The sequence below is a fragment of the Sporolactobacillus terrae genome (assembly GCF_019930545.1).
Classification (GTDB): Bacteria; Bacillota; Bacilli; order Bacillales; family Sporolactobacillaceae; genus Sporolactobacillus; species Sporolactobacillus terrae.
Window position 1 is genome coordinate 2,581,371 of record NZ_CP082837.1, and the last position, 23,812, is coordinate 2,605,182.

General features: G+C 45.5%; 13 protein-coding genes. 3 read left to right on the forward strand and 10 right to left on the reverse strand.

Features of this window, described 5'->3' with window-relative positions; genetic code table 11:
* Nucleotides 1-37 precede the first annotated feature (37 nt).
* The 3 genes from K7399_RS12350 to K7399_RS12370 form a co-directional block, all read right to left on the reverse strand.
* Entirely contained in the window at nucleotides 38-673 is a 636-nt protein-coding gene (locus K7399_RS12350; RefSeq protein WP_010025378.1) for a class A sortase, read from the reverse strand.
* A gap of 288 nt (nucleotides 674-961) precedes the next feature.
* Complete coding sequence (locus K7399_RS16240; protein ID WP_276530140.1) at nucleotides 962-8,524, reverse strand: SpaA isopeptide-forming pilin-related protein; 7,563 nt, start codon at nucleotides 8,522-8,524, stop codon at nucleotides 962-964.
* Between the two features lie 612 nt (nucleotides 8,525-9,136).
* Complete coding sequence (locus K7399_RS12370; RefSeq protein ID WP_028982813.1) at nucleotides 9,137-10,216, reverse strand: response regulator; 1,080 nt, start codon at nucleotides 10,214-10,216, stop codon at nucleotides 9,137-9,139.
* A gap of 259 nt (nucleotides 10,217-10,475) precedes the next feature.
* Here K7399_RS12370 and K7399_RS12375 point away from each other — a divergent pair, with 259 nt between their 5' ends.
* The gene (locus K7399_RS12375) at nucleotides 10,476-13,520 is read left to right on the forward strand and encodes a hybrid sensor histidine kinase/response regulator (RefSeq protein WP_223362610.1); all 3,045 of its coding nucleotides are present in this window, start codon (nucleotides 10,476-10,478) and stop codon (nucleotides 13,518-13,520) included.
* A gap of 127 nt (nucleotides 13,521-13,647) precedes the next feature.
* Here the strand turns inward: K7399_RS12375 and helD are convergent, their stop codons facing one another.
* Nucleotides 13,648-15,978: an RNA polymerase recycling motor HelD gene (gene helD, locus K7399_RS12380; protein ID WP_338061687.1), complete on the reverse strand. Its 2,331-nt coding sequence runs from the start codon at nucleotides 15,976-15,978 to the stop codon at nucleotides 13,648-13,650.
* Between the two features lie 494 nt (nucleotides 15,979-16,472).
* Between helD and K7399_RS12385 the strand changes: the two genes are divergently transcribed.
* Both K7399_RS12385 and K7399_RS12390 read left to right on the forward strand, forming a co-directional pair.
* On the forward strand, nucleotides 16,473-16,865 hold the full coding sequence (locus tag K7399_RS12385) for a hypothetical protein (protein WP_010025380.1): 393 nt from the start codon (nucleotides 16,473-16,475) through the stop codon (nucleotides 16,863-16,865).
* A 55-nt stretch (nucleotides 16,866-16,920) separates the two neighbouring features.
* The gene (locus K7399_RS12390) at nucleotides 16,921-17,403 is read left to right on the forward strand and encodes a hypothetical protein (protein ID WP_028978064.1); all 483 of its coding nucleotides are present in this window, start codon (nucleotides 16,921-16,923) and stop codon (nucleotides 17,401-17,403) included.
* 83 nt (nucleotides 17,404-17,486) lie between these two features.
* Here K7399_RS12390 and ybaK read toward each other — a convergent pair whose 3' ends face one another.
* From ybaK to K7399_RS12420, 6 genes are all read right to left on the reverse strand, one after another.
* Nucleotides 17,487-17,969: a Cys-tRNA(Pro) deacylase gene (ybaK, locus tag K7399_RS12395; RefSeq protein WP_223362313.1), complete on the reverse strand. Its 483-nt coding sequence runs from the start codon at nucleotides 17,967-17,969 to the stop codon at nucleotides 17,487-17,489.
* Nucleotides 17,970-18,492: 523 nt separating this feature from the next.
* On the reverse strand, nucleotides 18,493-19,539 hold the full coding sequence (locus K7399_RS12400) for a PTS sugar transporter subunit IIC (RefSeq protein WP_028978066.1): 1,047 nt from the start codon (nucleotides 19,537-19,539) through the stop codon (nucleotides 18,493-18,495).
* A gap of 498 nt (nucleotides 19,540-20,037) precedes the next feature.
* Nucleotides 20,038-20,637: a DNA-3-methyladenine glycosylase gene (locus K7399_RS12405; RefSeq protein ID WP_028978067.1), complete on the reverse strand. Its 600-nt coding sequence runs from the start codon at nucleotides 20,635-20,637 to the stop codon at nucleotides 20,038-20,040.
* Nucleotides 20,638-20,665: 28 nt separating this feature from the next.
* Entirely contained in the window at nucleotides 20,666-21,316 is a 651-nt protein-coding gene (locus tag K7399_RS12410; RefSeq protein ID WP_028978068.1) for a M15 family metallopeptidase, read from the reverse strand.
* A 93-nt stretch (nucleotides 21,317-21,409) separates the two neighbouring features.
* Nucleotides 21,410-22,183 carry a TerB family tellurite resistance protein gene (locus K7399_RS12415; protein WP_223362314.1) on the reverse strand — a complete coding sequence of 258 codons (774 nt, stop codon included), beginning with the start codon at nucleotides 22,181-22,183 and terminating at the stop codon, nucleotides 21,410-21,412.
* Between the two features lie 285 nt (nucleotides 22,184-22,468).
* Nucleotides 22,469-23,806, reverse strand: a complete 1,338-nt coding sequence (locus K7399_RS12420; protein WP_420854104.1) for an MFS transporter — start codon at nucleotides 23,804-23,806, stop codon at nucleotides 22,469-22,471.
* Between the last annotated feature and the right edge of the window lie 6 nt (nucleotides 23,807-23,812).

A 23,812-nucleotide genomic window follows, 5' to 3' on the forward strand; every position in this document is an offset into this window, starting at 1 on the left:
TATTCTCTAAAAAATGATAAAGCGCGATTATTCATGCTCATTGATGAGCCTCAACACGAACCAGTTTGCCAATGACAATCAATCGATTCGGTGTACGCGTCGGCTTGTCACACGTGACTAATGTGATGCGTTTGTCATTGGTTTGGAGGGCGACACTGCCCTCGTTTTCAGAAACAATCTTTCGATTCGAGACCCGATACACGTAGTCAGTCGTCAAGTTGGTAATGACGACTTCATCACCGATTTTCACATGCATCAATGGACCAAAAAGCAGATTTTCACGCCGCATGTGGTGACCGGCAAGCGCATAATTGCCGCTGCCCATTTTCTGATCCGAACGCATGGTAGCCGCGCCGACCAGCAAATTGCTGCTGGTCGTCCCCTTTAAAATAGGGAGCGCAATCCCAAGACGCTTCACTTGAATGCGCCCGATCACCGCATGAGAGGAAACACGCGTCCCGGCCCTCACCGCCTCATAAAACGACGGCGGCTGAATCGATTTATAATCAAAGGAGGCATCCCGTTGATTATTTTTCTTAAGCTGAGTTGCTGTCAATTGCTCCGCATTCAACTTCCCGCTCAGATAACCGATCAAACCTTCCTTTAAAAAAGGAGAAGCAATCAAAAGAATACCTGCCGCGATGCAAAGTACAGCCAGCCATTTGCGCCACACAAACCATCCCGCCTTTTCAAAAAAATACCTAATCAAAGTGTACCATGATCAAGTGCCGAATGTTATCTTCCGCTAAGAAAAACAGTCGCGCTCAGCCATGCAGAAATTTACGTGCCTTCGAGCAACAGCGGTGCGCCGCAGGCGTCTTACCGCTCGCTTGCAATTCTCAGCTAAGACACTGTCTTATCGCTTTGAATTCATGCCAGCGCTTAGCTTTATATAAAAAAAGACATCCGGCCGGTTTGACCGAGTGTCTTTCTACAAGTTACTATTTTTTTCTTTTGTCTCTTAGCCTTTTTTCCGTCTTCTTGAGAATATGGTCAGGAACGCGCCGCCAATCAAGAGTGCTGCCCCGGCCGCGAATGTTGCTAGATGATTACTATCACCGGTTTTCGGCAAGTCTTTCTTAGATTTCGGTGACGCGGTCTCCACTAGACCTAATTGTCCACGTTCAATCGATGACGTATTCTTGGATGTCGCGTCTTTTTTAATCACTGGTTTTGGTTGAGGCGTTCCTCCATTTTGCTGTTCGCCCAAAACGCCACGTTCAATGGTTGGAATTGCTTTATTCGTTGCTGTAATCTCTACCGGCTTCGAGATGCCTTTTTCAATGACAAACGGAATTGGCGTTGCATCAAGCTGGTAGCCTTCGGGTGCCTTGGTCTCAATGAAGGCATATTGCCCTGGTGCAAGATCCTTCACAACAAACCGACCGCTATTATCGGTTGTCAGTCCGGTTTTCAAAGTCTTGCCGTTACCGTCAACCAGCTTGAATTCGGCTCCCTTGAGCACAGCATCCGGATCATTTCTATCAACCTTGGTTAAACGAACATCACCTGGGGTGAGCAGGTCGGTTGCCGTAATCGCAATTGCCTTGACGTCCGTTGCCGTCACATGGAACGGAATCGGCGTCTCATCCAAGTCATAATTCTTCGGTGCTTTCGTTTCGATAAAATGGTAGTTGCCCGGTGCCAAACCGCTTACCGTGAATTGGCCTTTATCGTTCGTCGACCAGACGGATGGCAATGCTTTTCCATTTGCATCCTTCTCAACCATTTTACCGGTGCTGTCATAGAGTTTGAATTCTGCTCCCTTAAGAACGGCGTCCGGATCATTTTTGTCGACCTTCGTCAGGACGACACTGTTCAGCTTATCCGTGGCTGTGATCGGGATTGCCTTTGCATCCTCATTCGTCACTTTAAACGGAATCGGCGTTGCATCCAGTTCATAGCCATTTGGTGCTTTCGTTTCGATAAAGCTGTACTCGCCAGTTGCTAGACCGTTTACCATAAATTGACCATGATCGTCTGTGGTCCAGACCGTTGGAAGTTCCTTTCCGGTTACATCTTTCTCGACAATCTTGCCGTCCTTACCAACGAGTTTGAACTCTGCTCCCTTAAGGACTGCATCCGGATCGTTTTTGTCGACCTTCGTCAGGACGACTTTGTTCAATGCATTAACTTTTGATACGCTGACAACGGTCGGTTGCCCGCTCGTCTGATCATCAATCGTAAAGCGTTTTGGTGCTGAATCAAGCAGGTATCCGTTCGGAGCTTTCGTCTCCACAAAATTGTACTTGCCTGGTTTCAGATTTCCAACGCTAATTTTGCCGTTCGTATCTGTTTTTAAATCTTTCTGAATGACTTGATCGTCTTGATCAACAACTTTAAATTCTGCACCTTCGAGTCCATGACCATCAGCATCCGTTTTCGTGAGTTCAGCCTTTCCTTTGTAGTTTTCAAAGGTCTTCTTAAGGAAGATTGTCGGCTGGTTGGTCGCTGACGGATCAATTGTAAACGTCAATGGACTGGTGTTTCGAATATACCCCGGAGCAGGGGTTGTTTCTTCCAGGGTATAGGTGCCCGGTCTCAAATTGTTGAGCGTCATTTTGCCATCTTTTGTTGTTAACTGTTCTGCGGTGATCGGTTGCCCGTCATTGTCTTTTGCTGCTTCGCCTTTCGCGTTCAGTAATTTAAATACCGCACCTGACAAAGCTTTGTCCGGATGATCACCATCAACTTTTTTCAACGTGAGGCTTCCAGGTACCATTTTGTTCGTTACGTCTACTGGCACCGCGTAGGTTGACAATTGTCCTTTCTTGATTTCAAAAGGCACTGCTTTACTATTCTTTAAATAGCCGGCAGGTGCTTGGGTCTCAACGAGTTGATAATTTCCCGGTGCCAAATCCTTGATGAGCAATTTGCCGTTCTGATCGGTTGTTACGCTTGTTCTAACGGCGTCTCCATTGCGGTCCAGGACGTTGAAGACTGCGCCTTTCAGTCCTTCACCGCTCACTTCGTCTTTCTTAAATACTTCTGCATTTCCCGGGGTCAGCGTATCATGAGCAACCACCGTTGCTTCATCGACCGACTTCTGACCCGGCGCAACGGTCACAGGGATCGGCGCGGCATTTAGATCATAATTGGTTGGTGCCTTGGTTTCAATAAATTGATAGTGTCCCGGCACAAGATTATTGACCACGATTTGACCGTATTCATTGGTGACGAGATGCTCTTTCACCCAAATCTGATGCCCGCTGTTATCCACTCGAATCAATTTGTATTCAGCGCCTTGCAGCAGCGATTGATCCTCCGTTGCCTTTTTAATCAACTTCGCACTGCCGGGAGTCAACGTATTTTCTGCAGTGACTTCGGCCGCCGCTTGCTGACCTTTTTCAATAACCACTTTAATGCGTTCATTGTTAAGGTCATAGTTTGCAGGGGCCTTCGTTTCGGTAAAGTAGTAAGTACCTGGCTTCAGGTTTGTAACCGCAATTTTACCATTAGCATCCGTTGTTAAGTCTTGCTTAATGATCGATCCATGAGCATCTTCCAGATTGAATACCGCGCCCTCAAGCGTTTGATTAGGATCGGCTGAATCCACTTTCGTCAAAACAGCGTCACCTGGAATCAGCTTATCAATCGCCTTCTTTTGAACAACTTCAGTTTGCCCTTTTGTGATCGTAAACGTGATTGGTGTCGCATCTACTTCGTACCCAGTTGGAGCCTGCGTTTCAACAAATTGATAGTTTCCCGGCTTCAAACCTTCGTAGATGATTTGGCCCTTGTCATTGGTTTGCAAATCTTCTTTAATTACATGACCCGTAGCATCCTTCAGTGTATATTTTGCACCCTGAAGGCCAAGCTCCGCATTGTCTTCCCCAACCTTATTCAATATTACGCTACCTGTCTGCAAAGCATTCGGTGCATTAATCTTCAATGGTTGTTTCTGGCTCTTCTCGATTGTAAACTTAATCGGTTCTGGATTGAGCACGTAACCGGCCGGAGCTTTTGTTTCCATGAATTGGTAGTCACCCGGCTTTAGATTGTCTACCGTCAGTTTCCCTTTGCTGTCTGTATGAAGACCTGATTTCAGTGTTTCTCCCGTCTGATTCTGGAGATCAAATGTCGCGCCGGTCAGTGGTGCGTCATGATTATCCGAGTCAACCTTTGTCAATTCGACACTGCCGGTTATCAACCCATTGGTTGCTGAAATTTGAAGGGGTTTGACTTGACCCTTTTGAATGGTGAACGGAATCGCTGAGCCGCTGATCAATGCGTAATCGTTTGGTGCGCTGGTCTCGACAAATTGATAGTCGCCCGGTACTAGATCATTTACCTCAATTTGACCAGCTGCATTCGTTGTTAATCCGCTCTGTAGTACGTTACCATTCTGAACAAGATTGAACACAGCTCCGGATAAAGTCTTACCCGTGTCTTCGTCTGTTTTTGTTAAAACGACAGAACCTGGCGTGAGTGTGTTTTTAGCAGTAACGTTGATAACGGTTGTTTGATCTTCATTGATCGTAAACGCATAGGGTTTTGAATTGAGTTGATAGTTTGCCGGTGGAATGATTTCCACGAGTTGATAGTTTCCAGGCTTCAGATTATCGGCCGTCAATTGTCCGTTTTCATCAGTCGTCAGCTGCTTGATGAGCTTGCCGTCTTGATCCTTGAGCTCGAATACAGCATTTTTCAACTTTTCTCCGGATACATCATCTTGTTTTGTCAGAATCACTTTTCCAACGAATTTATGATTGACAACGGCTAATTGTGTAGTCGTCTCCCCTTTAGCCGGCTTGGCGATCGTAACTGTTTTCCCCGCTTTATAATCAGGATTAATGACATATCCTGTTGGTGCTTTATCCTCTTTCAATACGTAGTCGCCGTATTTGAAATGATTGAACGCTGCCTTTCCATCGTTGTCCGTTGTAATTGTTCGCAGCGCTGTTTTTCCTTCTTTGTCATACAACGTAAACGTTGCACCCGAAAGCGCACTGCCATCGTCAGCATCTTTTTTAGTTATGGTCAGTCCACCGGTCTCTCCACTTCCGGTACCATCACCACCGGAAAGCTTAACGGTAACCTCTGAACTTGTTTCTGTTGTATACGTCTGTATGTTTTTGCCATCAAGCTTTACCGTATTTTCCAGCTTGTCGCCATTTGATGCATTGATTAGCGTTCTATACGTTAACAAATAGGCATCATTGATTGCGTTTTTAAATGCTAAGGTGAAGGATTGTGCACCGGTATCATTATCCGTATGAACATCGCGTGTATAATCGGTTCCTTGCTTCAATGGCTCTCCGGTTTTTGTTAACGTTCCATTCCTGTTAACCGTTGCTTTATAAAGCTCAAAGGATGAGGCATCAATAATTTGATTGTTGCTTGGTGTGTCTGTAAGAACAGGTTCTGAGACCGACGATTGGCTTGGATTAATATTTACCGTCCAATTGACATAATTCCCATCTTGCGCACCGCTTTTTGAAGCAAAGCTGTCGCCATTGGTTGGCTGAACTGAAGCCGATAGATCCGTTACTTTATCCGCCCCATCGAGCACCAACGCTGTATTGTCATATGCTTTATGAATGATTTGCCCATTCAACGACGTTTTAAAGGTCATGTAATACGGTGAGTCAATCGCCTTTTTAAAATGAACCGTCAGCGTATTATCATTAGCAGCTGATGGGTACTCAACCGTGTAGTCATCTTCCGGAACGTCCTCTCCAACGGAATACCCATTCCACCCACCGGTTAACGTCATCGTGTGTACCTCGAGCGATCCGTCAATGTATTGTTGATTGTCTTTAATTTGGTCAACGATTTTAGGATCTTTAAGGGTCACATTGTTATAGTTTATACCGATTTTCCATGTGATTTGTTTGTTCGACGGGTCGTAGGAGCCGCTCTTAAACCCATTAGACTTTGTATAATCATCCGGATTAAAGGTTGCTGTTGATGAACTTGATTGATCTTTCCCATTCTCATCTTTCCATGTCAACTTTGAAGTGTTTGAAAAAACCGTTTTACCGGATGCTAGTTTGTTGTAATCAAAGTCCGTCGTATAAGTGATCGTAAATGAATCGGTTGTTTTTGCATAGGCGCCTTTAAATGTAACAACAAAACCATTAGCATCTGAACTCAAGTCATAATCTGTGCCCTTTGTAAGATCCTTATCTTTTGTTTCATTATGAATCTTAAATGCGTTCTCCTTCAGCGCTAATCCAGCATGATCAAATGTATCGGTTATTGTCGCGTTATTAAGTTCGTAGTGATTCCCATTAACGGCAATCTTCCAAGTGGCTGTTTTAGCCTTATAATCAGCGCCGGTGTTTGACTTTATAATGCCCTGCTGTTTTGGGTATTGCTCATTGCCTGATGCGGAGCTGTTGTCGGAAGTTACCGTGTTGCTGATCTTCCCATCTTCAGTTACTAATCCCACAGCTTTTGTTGTATACGTGATTTGATAAGCACTGTCAATATCATGCTTAAATTGGAGATCAAAACCGTTTTTATCGGTCGTTGATTTAGGAGTTATCTCATATTCACTGTTATCTACCAAGCTCCCCTGGGTAAATCCTCCATCGTCCTTCACCGTAGCCTGATAAACCTTAACCGAACTGCTATCAAGTTCATGGCTATTGTCGAATAAATCATGCAGAACGGCATCGGCCTGCTTTATCGATTGCTCATCACCGTTATAATTAATGGTCCATTTGATGGTTTGCGTATTCGAGTCATAGGATCCTGTTTTCGTTAAATGCGTTCCAAGCTTAGTGGTTATTGACGCAGATGCCTTGACATCCTCATTTCCATCACTGGAAAGCGTCGCCGTATTTTTAAACGTTCCCTTTTTTGAAGAATCATTAATCTTCGTTGAATATTGAATTTGATAGGCACGGTTGATGTCCTGATTGAACTTAATGGTCAGGTTGCCATCATCTGTGCCAAGCTCATAGTCGCTTGAGGGAACTTGACTGCCAAGCTTTACGGTTCCATCAACATTCACTTGCAGTTGATACAGCTTAATTGAATCTTTGTTGAGGGTTAGCCCGGCAGGCGTCGGATCCTTCACCACTGCATTTTTCAATGTTGCTTCATTCGTATTGATATTTACCGTCCAATTAATATTTTTCGGATTTACGCTTCTATCTGGTGAAACGTCTTTGTGAATTGCTGTTCCTTTTGGATTTTCAAATGGAATTGTAACCGTTACGGCATCACCCGGCAGATCAAACTTGATTTCCTTTTGCGTACTTCCGGTAATCGTTTCTTTATTAAATTTCGTAAAGACGGTAAACGTCCCGCCAACGTTGGAATGACGCTCTGCGTAATTAGTGAATGTAAGGGTTACCTTGCCGGTATCGTTGTTCCCATGTTTCACCATATAATTTGCAACGACATTGCCATCATCATCTTTAAGTTCTCCGTTAAAGTCATTATAAATGGCAAATTCTTGAGGCAACTCAAAGGTATAGTAATCGCCTTCGTGGATATCCCAATCGTCTTCAATTGACCAATTCATATGAATGTATGCCTCAGATTCAAGTCCCGGTCGATGCTCTGAGCTCCATACATTCCCATCTTTATCTGTAATTTTGTCAACCGACACAACGGGTTTCGTTATTTCTTGAGCGGTTGAGGCCTTTGCTTCAGCCGCAGCACGTTCAATGCTTTTCGTTTGTTTCTTTTCTGGTGCGGTTTGTACTGATGCAACGCTTTCCTTTTGATTTTCTGCTTTGGCTGCCGCACCTGAATCTCCGACTGCTTCTTGCTTTGCTTGACCCGCACTCGATGCGTCCTTCGATTCTGCATCTGTGTCGGCTTTCTCAGCTTTTGCTTGATCTTCCGTGCTTGAACCATCAGTCGTCTTTCCTTGATCATCCGTTGCTGTAGCGTTGTGATCGGCTTTTTCTGATTTCTCAGTTGTTGCCTCTGCCTTAACCGCGACATTGATCGTCTGTTTTTGGTTATTTCCCAAATCAAAGTCGATCGGTGTGATCTTTTGATCCGCTTTGATGTCATCATCAAAAACGGCTGGAATGCGCAGGTTTCCGGTGGCTCCGGAAAGGTCTTTTGTTTTTTCACTGTTAAAATGGATGGTCAATTGATTAGCATTCGCCGGTTGGTCACTGGCTTTGATTGTATAGCTGCCAATGACCGTTGTATTGTCGGCGAGTTTAACCTCACCGGTTGTGTCGGTGCTATCTTTGTCTCCATCGTCTTTTGTGCCGACCTTAAATTGAGCAGGTATCTGGATGGTCACATCTTGATCAAGTTTTGGACCGTCTTTTTGTGTCCATGTATAGTCCAGATTCACTGCATCTCCTTGCTTCAATGGATTTTCTGTATTAACCTCTTTTGCTGCGTCACCTTCCCCAGTGGTCAGCCCTACTGAATCAATGATTTGCTGCGTTTGGGTATCTTCCGCACTCGCTTGCCCCAAAAATGGCGACAATGACATTTGGCTAAAGATAACAAACAGTGCAAGGACGATAATCATAAAGCGTTTCATTACTTTTCTGTGCTTTGTTTTTTGCAGTCCGAGCGGCAGTCTTTTTGCTCTCACCATGCTTCTCCCCTTTGGTATGTAATCGGTGTGTTTATAAATAGCCGTGTTCACTGGACACAACATGAGACCGTTTGATGGAATGTGAAATAAACAATCAAGATGGGTTTGTTTCGTGTGGTGTTTATTAGCGCCGATACATTGGTCAGCTAATAATGATTCTAACTTGGGGAACTGTACAGAATCTGAACAAAAATCGAATTTTGTCACATTTTCGGATTATTTGTATAATAAGTCACAGACAAGCGACTGTTCTTAATCTCCAGCCACATGTGATGGGTTCGTGTCTTTTCGGTGCTGGATCGTCGCTTCGGTTGCTCGCTTGCCGCGGGCGCACCGCGAGCCTCCTCAGACAGGGCAGGAATCTGCGGGATCTCCTTTGGCCTGTGATCAACCGAGACGCTCCGCAGGCGCCCGAACATCTGCGCGTTGATTCTCGGTCAAGACACGGGTCTATGGGTTTGAAGATGGGGCAAAATCATAAAGCTTCTTTACCTGTAAAAAAGACCTGAGGGAAACCATGTTCCTCAGGTCTTTTTTCATCTAAAAACCACCCGATCAACAAGCAACTGTTGACCGGGCGGTTCGTCGTATCATACACCGTTCACTTTTTGTTTAAACTTCTGTTTCATTAACTTCCTTCAGACTCTCGTAGATGCGGATGGCACCCTCGACATTGCCTGTTTTGTTGTATATGGTCATCTCTTGCTTCATATTTCGCTCATCCCCGGGCTGAATCCGATCCACTTTTTGACAGACAGCCAATGCTTCTGTATCTTCGTTATTTTTTATAAGAAAGTCGACTAACCGATGTGCGTGTTGCAACCACAATTGGCACAGTCTGATCCGTTCGGGTTCCGCCCACAAGTACCCATACTCTTCAAAGTAATGGCCTTTATAGTCATTGAACGCCTGAATATGATCCTGATAAGTTGAACGATCGAGTTTATGCAATCTTTCAAGCCGCGCCTCCCATTCTTCAACATCAATACTCGCTCCGGCAAGCGTGAGCGAATAGCCGATATCATTCTTCACAATTTTTTGTTTAAACGCCAGTTTATCAAGTACTTTTCGAACTTGATATATGGTTGTGTATAGATGGGTAGCCGCCTTGTTTGGATCCGCTTCCGGCCAAAGTAAATCGACCAGCGCTTCTTTGCTGACAAAGCGATCATGGGAACTTAGAAGGAATGCATAAAGTTCCCTTGCCTTGGACGTACGCCATTTGACCGCAACATCAACTTTTTTGCCCTTATCCATCCGGTAGAATTTGAGATGATCGAAGCAAGCAATGGCAAAGCTGATCGTTTCTCGCTCTGCCTGTTCTTGCTTTATGTATCGTTCATGGAGCAGCCGTTCAATCGTTCGCTTCAGCCGGTCTTTCATTATCGGTTTGAGCAGGTAGTCCACTGCGTTTAATTCAAATGCTTTAATGGCAAATTCATCAAAGGCGGTCGTGAACACAACCTTAATGTTCGTGTTGTTATCCTGAAGTCGTGCTGCCAGTTCAATCCCGCTCATTTCCGGCATTTCAATATCTAAAAAAGCAACGTCGGGATGCCGATTTGCCGCCTCGTCAAGCGCCTGTTCAGGATCCGTGTAGGTTTGGATCATTTCAAAGCAACCCGTTGCCTTAAGCATCGTTTTCAGCTGCCTGCACGCCAACACTTCATCGTCAACCACAAACGCAATCATTTCATGATCCCCTCCAATCACACAAGGCGTCCGTACACTTGACGAACCCGAATACAGGATTTTCAGAAAACAATGTAATCTAGACTAATTATAGCATTGAAACCGCTGCTTGCACGCATTCGTTCGTGTACGAAAGTGAAGAATAATCGATTCTTATCGAGACGCAACCTGGTAAAATGGTAGAATCAAGGTAGGGCAGTACAATCAAGCATTTCCAGGCAATAAAATTCCACACTCTTTTTCGGGAGAATGATAAGTGATGCGGCGTTCCTTTGCATTAGGTGTAGTTCTTTTGTGTTATGTTGGTTTCTTCTTAATCTTCCTTTCATGGTATCATAGTTCAAAATACGACGGTCCGATCGCAACACACGGAACGCTTGATATTAGTCATTGGAACTTTGCAAAAGACGGGGAAATTCAATTAAATGGCCAATGGATGCTTTATCCGGGGCAAATCTTGTCTCCAAAAGATAATCTGGCAAAGAAGAAGTATCAATTCATGACCGTACCAACAGCAAAAAACGGCACAGAGAATTTTAAAGCAGTCGGTTCCAATACGGGGACTTATCGTTTGCTGATCCATTCCGACCGAAATCAAGTGTTCGGCTTGCAAACTTCAACCATTTACAGTTCAAATCGAATCTATGTGAATGGCCAATTCGTTGGCGAAAGCGGTCACCCGTCAACCGATCATCACATGGAAACATCGCTCAGATCTTATGCAGCCTACTTTACACTTCATAAAGGCGACAACGAACTTCTGATTCAGACCACCCGCGCCACAGGAGCAGTTGGTTGGGGAATATCACGGCCAATCCTGTTTGGCACCCAGCAACAGATTTCGCAAAAGCATGATTTTATCTTATTTAATGATTTAAGTGTGGTTATCTCGTTCTTTATTATCGGTCTTTACTTTTTGGGCTTTTTTATCCAACGAACAAAAGATCTATATTTACTGTTCTTTTCAATTATTTGTCTGTTATTCGCCGTGATTATTTCATTTATCAGTGAAGCGCGCGTCATTTATTTACTTTTTCCAAACTTGTCCTATGCTCACTTAGTCATTATCGAATCGACCTCTACCTTGCTCATTGGGATCGCACTGCTGCTCTATTTGTATTTTGCCTATCCCCAGCTCGTGTCAAAAAAAATAACTTATGGCGTAGTCACTGTCTCACTTTGTACGCTGATCTTAGATTTTCTTCCCTTGGATCAATTAACAATGATCGGATTGCTGCTTCATACGAGTTCAGCCGTATTCACCCTCGCCTACGCGTTCTATATCTTTGTTTTGGCAATTATTCAGCGTGTAGAGGGCAGCGTCTATCTGATGATTGCAGCACTCTCAATGAGTATCTTTGTGATCATGACCACCATAAACGTCTACATACCGAAACGGTTGTTTGCTCTTTATTCCGTTTCATCACTCCTATTTCTTTTGATGCTCGCACTGCTAATGTCGCAGCGTTTTTCCAACGCATTTAAGCGTAGCGAGCATCTGACAGCAGAACTTGATCAAAACAATCAAATTAAAGATGAGTTCATCGCTAAAATTTCCCATGAATTTAGAACGCCGCTGAATGGGATTATCAACATTGCGCAGACACTTCTGGCAAGCAAGAAAGACCGAAAAATCTCTGAAGAAGCAGAAAAACTGCAAATGGTGACACGCATTGGTTACCGGCTGTCCGACTTGGTCAACGATATTTTAGATATTGAGAAATTAAAACATGGCACTCTAGCTGTCCGGCCGGTTCCGCTTGACGTCGCTGCAGTCGTTCAAGCAGAACTCGCCTTCTATAAATTGCTTGCGGAGAAAAAAGGCTTGTACTTAGTCAATCAGATTCCAACCGATCTTCCGCTTATCTACGCTGATGAGAATCGGTTTCGTCAGATCATCAATAACTTGGTTGACAATGCGATCAAGTACACCCAGTCCGGCAAAATCACAATTCGTGCGAAAAGGAACACAGACGGCGTTGAACTGATTATTGCCGATACAGGCTCAGGGATCCCCCCATCCGAAATGGAGACAATTTTTCATCCATTTGAACGCAAAAAAGTTACCCAAGTTGAAGGCACAGGGCTCGGCCTGAGTATTGTCAAACAACTGGTTGCGCTTCAAAAAGGAAAACTATGGGTTGACTCTGAAGTAGGTGTTGGCTCAATCTTCCATGTCGTTCTGCCAATCATCAGAAGCGAACACATCATTGATTCGCGATTAAGTACGAATCACGCAAGACATACGCATCAAAGCAAAGGGCAAATTCCGGCCGCCAAGGCGCTCATCACCCCTCACTACTCACATTCCGTGAAAGCCCCTGCAATCTTAGTTGTAGATGATGACTTAGAGAATTTGTCCATTCTGATCGATATGCTGGAAGGAATTCCTTATAACGTCACTGCCGTAAAAAACGGCAAGGAAGCGTTGGCTGAACTTGCACGCGCAAAGCCGGATTTAGTCATTACCGATCTCATGATGCCGGGCATGTCCGGCTTTGAGTTGTGCACTAAGATTCGTAAGCAGCATCGTTTAACCGAACTGCCCGTGCTGACGTTAACCGCGGCAATCAATAATGAGGATAAACATCTTGCTTTTCGCGCCGGGGCAAATGACATTTTACAAAAACCGTATAACTTCTCTGAGTTTGCAGCGCGGATCCGCGGCTTGATTCTGATGAAACAAGCCGCCGCCCAGGCGACAAATATGGAAGTCGCCTTCTTGCAATCACAAATCAGACCGCATTTTCTCTACAACGTGCTTAATTCAATGATTGCGCTGAGTTATGAGGATATTGAAAAAACGCGTGACATGATCACTCAATTTGCTGCCTATTTGCGCGGAAGTTTTGATTTCCAAAACACTTCGTCGATCAGTTCCTTAAAAAAAGAGCTTGAGCTGGTCAAAGCTTATTTGGCCATTGAAAAAATGCGCTTTGGTGAGCGTGTGCGCGTGATGCTTAACGTTGATGGAACCCTTGATTTTCCACTGCCTCCTTTAATGATCCAGCCACTTGTCGAAAATGCTGTGCAACACGGCATTGGAAAACGCAAGACAGGCGGACAAGTGCGTGTAACCGTTCGGCACGAAAAAAACCATTACATTATTCAGGTTGCTGATAACGGTGTCGGCATGTCACAGGAAGAGCTTGAAAGCGTATTGGACATCGCAAACGGACGGCGCAGCGTCGGTTTAAAAAACATCAATAATCGTTTAAAACACTTTTTTGGAACGGAGTTGATGATTGAGAGCCGCCTTGGTTCCGGTACAACGATCACCATGCATCTACCGGATCGTTCCTGACGTGAAGCGATTTCCCCACTCGCCAATCAGTGCCTGGATAGGGTTACAGTTTTCCACAAAAATGAATACCTCCCAGCCTAAATGAACTGAGAGGTAGGTTATGCTTATATGGATTTATGCTGAACTATCACAACTGCATGCGTGTGTAACGCTCCGATGGAACCGTATCAAGAAATGGGCTTGCCGCCCCGCTTGAGAGCAAAACCAGTTCATGCATCGCACGCGTACACGCTGTGTAAAAGAGTGTCCGCTCACTTTCATGGCTGTAGTTGCTTGCCGAAGCATCATAGATAATCGCTGCGTCAAACTCAATACCCTTGGCCAAATAGATCGGAATAATGATAAAGCCCTTGTCGAATTGATACGTTTCTTGCGTGATCAACTTTACATTCGTCCGATGCTGAAGCAGATCATAAACTTCTCGGCATTCCTTCATTGTTTTTCCAATCAATGCGATGGTTTCATGACCGTTTTGTTTGAAATCATCGATCTTATTTAAGATGACCTCTGTTTTCTCTGATTGCTTATGCGTATCAATCCACTCCGGAAGCCTGCCGTTGCGATCAAATGGTTCGATAACCTCCCCCATTGGGACAATCGCTCGCGCAAAATTCATAATTTCTTTCGTTGATCGATAGCTGCGCAGCAAGGTCAATTTCTGCACGTCGTTCGGGTCGTATAAGTGCTCCGAAAGCATCGTGTCTTCGCCCAGACTTTGCGCATAGATCGCTTGATTCACATCGCCGAGAATCGTCATTTGGCAGCGCGGAAACGCCGCCTTCAAAAATGCCAATTGAGCCGGCGAATAGTCCTGCGCCTCGTCAATGATTAAATGGCGGATATCCCGATTACCCTTTCGTCCTTGTATTTTTTCCTTCATATAGAGGTAAGGTACAGCATCTTCCCAAGGACAATCGCCTTCTTCAAAGCGCATCCGCGTTACGCGGCAAATTGCGTTCCATTCTTTAGGTACGGCATCCACACTGTATTTCTGATAGAAGATCTCGCTATATACCTTTTGTGTGTTAACAAAATCCAGTTCCTTCACTCGGCGTCTCAACCGTTTCAAGTGCCGGTTCATCACGATTTTGCGCAGCAGCAACTCTTCTCGATCATAGTCGTCAAAGGTTGCATCACTAAACTGCTTCTCTTGCTGCAGCTTATCAAAGATATTTTTATAGTCTGATTTGTCGAGAAGACCGGCTTCCTCCAGCACCCAATCTTCCTGGCGTTCATGCTTTGAGAAGATGGCGATACGGCGCAAGAGCCAATCTCGCACGTGTTCTAGGCGATTGAGCAACGCCCGATCTTGCGGCAGCGCATAGAAATAGACCTCGATCTCTTTGCCTGAAACAATGATCCGATCACGAAACGCCACATCACGAAAAAACATTCCGGCACGCTTCAAATGGTCGAGCCAATGATCAATCAGATCGCGATAGGCCAGCGAAGCTTTAAAATGGATCCCCGCAATTCTGTTCTTAAATTGTGGCCCCTCTTTCATCGTCAGACAAGCTTCTGTCTGATCAAACGGGTTCTCCAGCTGCAGCTCCCCGCCCATTCGTTCCTCAATAAAGTCTTTGAATGTGGTCTGAATAACATTTTCCTCACCAAGTTCCGGCAGTACCGAGGAAATAAAACTTGAGAAAAGTGGATTCGGTGAAAAGAGCAGCATGTTATCCGAACGCAGCGTTTTCCGATAGCGGTACAACAAAAAAGCAACGCGCTGCAGTGCAGCTGACGTCTTGCCACTTCCGGCTGCACCTTGAACAATCAGATAGCGATCTTTCTCATTACGAATGATTTGGTTTTGTTCGCGCTGAATCGTCGCGACAATACTTTTCATGTGTGTGGATGCCCTACCGCTGAGTACCGCTTGAAGCAGCGAATCGCCGATCGTCAACCCGGTATCAAACATCCCCTTGATCTGTCCGTCTCGAATCATAAATTGTCGTTTCAGCGTCATGCTGCCTTCAACTTCACCATCAAGCGAGGTGTACTTTGCCGGGCCCGGAGCATAGTCGTAGTACATGCTCGAAATCGGCGCTCGCCAATCATAAATCAGAAAATCCTCATTTCGGCTGTCCATTAATGAGCCAATACCAATATAAAGCGGCTCCACCTGATCCTCATACTCCTCGCGAAAATCAATGCGTCCAAAGTAAGGCGTTTCCTGCAATCGAAACAGCGTTTTGAGCGCTTTCGTCATCTGACCGTGACGTCGCTCACGTTCCGAAAGCAGCTCTGCTTGTTGCTTAATGCTGGCCTGTGTTTCGTAAACATCATCATTTTCATCGAGATTGACGGTAACATCATCCCAAAAGGTTTTTCTCAGATCGACAATTCTTTTTCTCACTTCGCCCTTTTTGCCTGTGATCTTCTCAATTTTTTCTGTGATGACATCGACAACTTCATTGACACGTTCCTGCTCCTGCCTGCGTTCACGTTCCGCCATCATGCAAACACCTCTTCATTCAATCATTCAAAAAGCGATGATAATTTTAATAAAATCGATTTATTTCCCTTGACAACATTAACTTTTTGTGTTATGTTATAATTTGGTTTTGTTGTATAGATTTTCATTGAGTAATAACTATAACATGCACGGATTGAAACTTCAATACTCATGTACCGTTGTGCTTTTTCATTTTCTACGATTGATTAACGCATCATTCTGTTTCGATCATGCATGAAAAAAATCTTTGATGAATAAACACCGGAATCCTTTTTCAAGGTACAAAAAAAAGACGATCTTCATAAATAGATGATGCCACGTGACGCCTGTCTGTTCAAGTATGTAGCATTTATGGGTGTATTACGCAAAAAGCAAACGCTTACTTAAAAGAAGCTATTCAAATTCGGACAGACAGTGTTTCGCTATCCTAAGCGAAGGCATATAATAAAAAGAGAAATTTCCGCTAGGATCCAAATGACGAGGAGGGGTTCACTTCTATGAAAACAATAAGCAGCATCCAGGATCTCAGAAAAGCGCAAACTGCCATTGATAATTTCAAGGTCAGCTACCCAAACACTTTTTACCGACTGTTGCACCTTGTGAACTTCACACGCCAGCTTCAGTTTAAATATGAATACCTGTGCGGCTTAATGCTTGGAAAAGATGCCTACGCCATGCAATATGCTCCCCACTTTGTCCAGAGATCGATTATTGACCTATATAAGAACGAGATCGAGAAGATTCATAAGCATCCGCAAGGTCTGCGTGCTTTGGAACAATTAATGAATGCACATCTTGAAATAGGTTACGAAAATTTCTGTCTGCTTGTTCGTGGAAAATCACCGGAAGAAATCAAGGGCATCTACTCAAATAATCGGATCATCAAGTAAATGCCCGTTTTGAGAATCAATGCATTGCTCATGAGCACTGAAAGAAGGAAAAGTAATGATATGTGTGCCCGTTTTCTTGAATAGCATTGCATCACCGATCTTTATGTACTATTTTCTCCCCCCAATGATCGGTATCGCAGCAGCGATCAATCTCATTCTCGATGCATTGATTTTCAGTTTGGCGCTTTTGTTTTTCAATGTGAAAATGACGTTGTCCCGTTTCTTCCGAACACTTATCGGTCTATGGTTCGTGAACATGATCGCCAATTCAGCTGCTTCGTTGTTACTCGCATTAATCGGTACAATCCGTTCAAAATACCACTTGTATTTGATTGATTATTATACCATCTACTCGTCGCCATTTAGTACAATCAGCTTTTTGCTTGCGGTACTGTTGGCGGGACTGATCATTTATTGGCTGGGCTATTTCTACTTGAAGGGGCATTTTTCGCAAAAACAAGCCGCAAGAATGGCGCTTGTCTTTGCGTTGCTTGCGGCTCCCTATCCATTTTTAATTCCTGCTACCTTTTTTTACTGACACGATACTCATGGATGCTCCGCAAGAGATCGCGCTTGCTTCACCTTTCGATAAACTTCACACTCACTAATCCCTGTTCTTCGCTATTTAGTGATGTCTGCCAAATCGGCATGTGCAGCTTTGATCAAGTCATCCACGGTCAGAATGATTTGCGTACCCTTCTTGCCGCCGCTGACAATGATATGGTCAAGCGCACGGGCGGACGCATCGATGACCGTTCGGTACTGTTTTTTCATACCAATCGGCGAACAGCCGCCACGCACATAGCCGGTGTGTTTTTGAATGTCTTTGACGTGGATCATTTCCACCTTTTTCTCGGAGACTGTCGTAGCCGCTTTTTTCAGATTTAACGCTTCAGCAACCGGAACAACAAAGACATAGAATTCGCCGCTGTGTCCTTGTGTGACCAGTGTTTTAAACACAAACTGCGGATCTTCTCCTACTTTCTTTGCAACGGAAACGCCGTCAATCAATCCATCACTAATCGTGTAAAGCTGCACCTGATAAGGGATGCCCTCTGAATCTAAAAGACGCATCGCGTTCGTTTTCGATTTCGATTTTCCCATAAGACCTGCACTCCTTTTACCTGTTCATTCTAACATAGGCATCGGGAAGACGCACAATGCCCAGATGGTACTTAACGGCAAGGAAAAAAGCGCCCGGTCCTTACTTCTGCAGGATGTGACGACTTTCGCGTTGCATACAGGACGTATGCGTACTTAGCGAAAGGTCCTTTAGGAAAGTTCCCTTAAGAAAGTTTCCTTAAGAAAGTTTCCTTAAGAAAGTTTCCTTAAGAAAGTTCCTTTAGGAAAGGTCCTTTTGCTGCGGCTTTGATTCATTGTGCCTGACGGGCACTACAGCCGCTCGCTTGCCGTGGGCGCACCACGAGCCTCCGCAGACAGGCAGGAACCTGCGCGATCTCGCTGACGCCAGCGCATCTCCGCTTTGATTCTTAGCCAAGACACTGGTCTATGGGTTTGAAGATGGGGCAAAATCTTATACTTCCTTTTCCTGCAAAAAAACCGAAGCGGCCCCCTTTTCCGCTTCGGTCATTTCTATTTATCTATTTCGTAATCTTCTATCTCTTTGTTATTGCACTTCCATGTGCAGATCTCCGGCTTTTACCCAACCAGCGACCTTGATTGCGCGGTAAAGCACATAAGTGATGATGCCGGGGATCAGGATACCCGCAACAACGAAGGCGAGCAGTCCTTTAACCCCCTGAATGGCCAGTATGTTCAACGGAGCGATGAATGAACTGAGGCCAAGTCCGCCAAGTTCGTAAGGAACCTGGAAATGAAGGAGCATCGTTGCAATCGGTGCACTAACGATTGCTGCGACAAATGGAGGAATGACCAGCTTCGGATTTTTCACGAGATTAGGGAATTGTACCTTAGGCGTCACAAGCGCTTGCGCAAAGAAACCGCCGAAATCATTTTCTTTAAACGACATCACCGTAAAGCCAACAAATTGTACCGTACATCCAATAAGTGCTGCCGCACTCGAAACCGGATCAAGCTGCAGGGCAATTGCCAGTGCGGCCGATGACGCCGGGGACATCAGGAAGATGCTCCATACCAGTGCGATGACCATCGATGCAATCAGTGGAGAGCCTTGGACGGAGTTCGTAATCTGACCGCTCACCCAGTTCAGCGCCGGTGTAACAACAGCTGCCAGGCCGACACCGCAGAGACCGCCGACAAATACGGAACAGAACGGAATCGCCATCATATCGAATTTCGTTTTGCCACTGATCTTCTTACCAATGTAAGTCGCGATGACTGCCGCAACCACTCCGCTGACCGGCTGCCCCGGTGCAATCGTCAGTACTTGAGGTGCCGCTGATTGAATCACAATTGCATTCGCACCGATCGCCGCACATGCCATCGCGCTAAACATGGTCAACGTATTCGCCCTGAGCTGATAAGCAATACCTGCACCGATTGCCGGGGCGAGCAGAACCTTTGTCGCGCCTCCGATAACCATAAATGGATGATAGCCCGTGAATTTTCCCAGCGTTTCAAAGAGAAGCCCAATCCCTAATGTTACTAAAATTGCATTTGCAATCCCCGCCGAACACTTATACATTCGATCCATGAAATAATCCTTCATTCTCTGTTTCCTCTCTGTCTTCATCCTTTTTCGCTCCTTAATAAATTTTCTCTCATGCAGAAATAATCAAAATATTCCGCCACAAAGAGCCCCAATTGATTTTATAATGCCCTCTTACAGCAACAAAGTGTTCCGCCAATGCGTAAAAAAGCCGAATAAAAAAACCTACCCGCGTTCCGGATAGGCGCCTCTGCGATTGCTTGAGCGCCTACTTTTAAAGATGAAAAGCCGGACTCAAACAATTCCATTATGAAAACAATGGTCTTTGTTTCAGCCCTTCATGTGCGCAATCGCAAAATAATTCGAATCAAGCCGTTCACTACTATGCGGTTAACACGATGTGCCATGATTCTCACTCCTGTTTTCTGACTTTTTGTGGTTGACACTGATATTATCAGAATTTTGATCACTTGTAAATACCCAATCTACGTTTTAATTAAAAATTTTCTGTGAATAATACATGAACATTAAGAATCGCATTAGATCAGGCATAACTCGATCTGATTTGTTAGATTTTCTTACCTAATTGCGCTTTCTTATCTTGGATACATAAGGATGATCCGTCACCCAGTATCGCCAAGGATAGTTTCGTGCCTCACCGGTGTTCTCAATACCAATACGCGGCCCCCGACTCACATGCTGAGGGATAAAGCCATGTGCAAGATAAAGTGGCGGCTCGGTGAACCGTCGGCCATAATCGTCACGAGTAATGTTCAGAGCCTGGGTAAGTTTGCCGGGCCCATTTGTTCGGTCGATGGCACGTGCGACCGGCCTTCGTGAAGCGATAAGCGCCTGTCCGTCTACCGGCTCGACAGCACGAATCAGGATGGCCTCAGGCACGCCGATCGGCCCGCTCACTACGTTCACAAGTGTATGGGTATGCATGGTGTAGGTGTAAACATGACCTGCTGAAGAGAACATGATTTCCGTTCGTTTCGTCCGTTTATTGCCGAAACTGTGTGCAGCACGATCCATCGCGCCCATGTAGGCCTCGGTCTCAACGATATAGCCGGAAGCCGTGCCTTGCGCCGATTCTTTGACCAACAAGCAACCAAGCAGTGCCTTGGCTAACGCTTGCGTCGGTTTTTGAAAAAATGTACTCGGTAAAATTTGATCAATCATCCTGAAGCCTCCACCAAGTTATATCGTTCTAACGCTCAGGGACAATCCCGCCGTATAGCTGAGTCTCGTGATGCGCCTGTGCCCAAGAACGATCGCCATAAGAATAATGCCACCATTCCGACGGATTATGCGTGAAGCCGGCATCTTCCATCAATTGTTTTAATCGGCGTCGATTATCCCGCGCTTGCCTTTCCTTAGGACTCAATTCTGTTTTCCCTTCGTAATAGTCCAAATAGGCGACCTCGGTAAAGTCATCAAAATCGGTACCCATCTCAAGCCAGCCTTTCTCATCGGCAAGCGTCAGATCGATTGCTGCTCCAGTTTGATGCGGTGCCGGTTTCGCAGGGTCGGTTGACGGATAAGCCACAAAACCGGGCATTTCCTTTTTGATCTTTTCCTCTGAATGCCCTGCTTTGCGAAATTGGGCCACCGTCTGCGTATAGATAAAGCGTTGTGTTTCGAGAGAGCGCCATCCATCAATCAGAACAAGCTTTCGTCCCTCAGGGAGTTGCGCCGCAATCGCGAGTAGTTTATCCGCAACGCCTTTTCTCAGAAACAAGTCCTCAGCCGTTCCCGGCATTCCTTGCAGAAAATAGGAAGGGTAAATGGTCATCTTCGAAGAACTGCCGGCCATTGATACCAATGGTTCACTCTGTTTTATAAATGCTTGCTGCATCATGTTCCCTCCTCAACCTTTCTTCCATTTATTTGTTCTTTAATTCACTCAAAGCGTCGCCTTTACCTACCCATTCGGCCGGAATACCGGCACGGATTATGAACGAGCTGCCATAATCTGTTCATAGGCGCGTTTGATCTGCGCCACCTTTTCATTCGCTGCTTTAATGTCCGCTTCTGATGCACCTTGGCTCATCAGACGATCAGGATGATTGTTCTTAATGAGCTGACGGTATTTTTTCTTGATGACTTGATCTGAATCACTCGACGTGCAGCCAAGCAAGCGATAGCCTTCCTCAAGGCTTGTCTTATTTGACGTCCTGCTGCCGGAAGATTGTCCAAAAAATTGAGCCTTAATCACTTCATAGTGACGAGCAAGACCGAATATCCCGGCAGCCGTGCCGATCATTGCATCTTCCTCCGGGCGTAGCGCCCCGTCGGCGACAGCAATGGCAAGAAGTGCCGTCACCGTGTCTACCAGTACATCGCGGCGACCGCCCAGCGAATCATAGAGATTTTGCGCAATCGATTCAAAGGACTCATCGGAATAACGCGATTCATTGAAGATGGTCATGATCTTGCGCCGCTGCTGCCTGCTCGGTTGAAACGCCTGGCGCACAATCAAGTCCACCTGGCGTACTTCGTTTTCCGAGACCACGCCATCTTGTTTTGCCAGCTTGGCAAAAAGCTTTACGATCCACTCCACTTGGGGCATGAGTGTTTCCTCGTCCGCCTGATGCGTTTGTCCATCAGTCCCGTATGTAAAGGTTTGCCCACAATTTGGACATGTCCAGCGCCCTGGAATATCGTCGATAACGACTGAGCTACCGCAGTAGGGGCATGTATGCGTGACTTTTCGGGTCCACTGCATGCTCGGACCCCTTCTCCCTGCCGCGCTCCTCCGTGAAGAACCGCTTTGCCGTATCGTCCTGGGCAGAAAAAATAGAATGATCAGTGCAAACACTTTAAAGAAGAAGCCTGCAATGAACCAAAGCACCACATTCCTTCTCTTTGTCGACGCAAACAACGCGCAAGCAATGCCGAATAAAATTCTCCATGTCACAAATGCTCAAACCCTTCCACACTTTCGTTCGTGCAACTTGATAATTCAATAATAGCAGAAAATCCTTAAGCTTTGATAAATGTCGCAGAATGTTTAATTGAAATCCGACTGCCGCTTTCTCCGAAAAAAGCAAACGCTGATCAACAGTGCAAACACGCTGATGACAATCAAAAACCACGCAAGTTCGGATAAGTGCGCTTGGGTAACGGAACTGCCGAAAATCAGTCCAAGTATGGCTGTAGATCCAATTGACCCAATGAACCGGCATGTTTGAAAAAGGCCTGAAGAAATACCGACTGCTTTTGCCTGTGCGGCATCAAGCATCGCCGCTTGAAGTGCTACATTGCAGATTCCGTAACCGATACCGAAAAGGACGAGGACGGTGCCGATGAACCATAATCCGCTTTCTGCAGCAAACAGCAGAAAAACAGCACCTGCGGCAGTTAAGGCAGCACTAACCTTAATTGGCATTTCGGTCCCCTTTCGCTCAATCCAGCGCCCACAAAGAAGCGACACAACCACACTGGCCGCCGACATAAACAACATCATCGCCCCGCTGGTCCGCACACTCAATCTCAGTCCGCTTTGAAAATAATTCGGCATCCCGTAAAACAAACAATAATTGACAAGATTCATGAGGATGAACAGCAAATAAACCACGGACAAGCGATGGTTTTCTTTAAGTAAAACCACATCAATAAATGGACGTTTGCAATGCCATTCAAAGCAGGCAAGGGCGGTAAAACAGATCACCGATACGATTAAAGCGAAAAAATGCGGCGCATGTTCCAGCTCGAGTAAAAACCACAGCAAGCTAACTATGCCAAATGAAAACAAAGCGATGCCGATGAGATCCAGCCGTGCAAGCAGCGTTCGTATCCGCAATTTTTCCTCCTTCACGTCCCTCGGGATGACCAAGCATCCAAGAATGAAACTGATGCAAATAAACGGCAAATTGACATAGAAAATACTTGGCCAGCCGCCCCAGACAATCAAGAATCCGCCAACCGTCGGGCCGAAAGCAGTCATGACCGAAGCGCTGATCGCAAGAACCGCCAGTGCTGTGCCTTGTTTTTCATGGGCAATATGATCATGGACCAGAGATACGCCGGAGGGATAAACCGAGCTGCTTCCCGCCGCCTGAAGCAGTCGAAAAATCAGCAGAAAAGCGAACGCCGGCGCAATAGGCGCAGCGAGTGACGCGCACGCGGCAATGACCAGTCCGGTCAGGAACAAGTTCTTTCTGCCGATCAGATCCCCCATTTTTCCCGCAACCGGCTGACCGACCGCACTCACAAGATAGAAACCCGAGATCAGCCACGAAACCATGGCAAATGAAAGCTGATAATCGTCCTGAATGCTGTGCAATGCGAGCGCAATCATCGATGAGTTTAAGGGATTCAGCAGCGTCCCCGTGGCAATAGCTGTCATGAACAC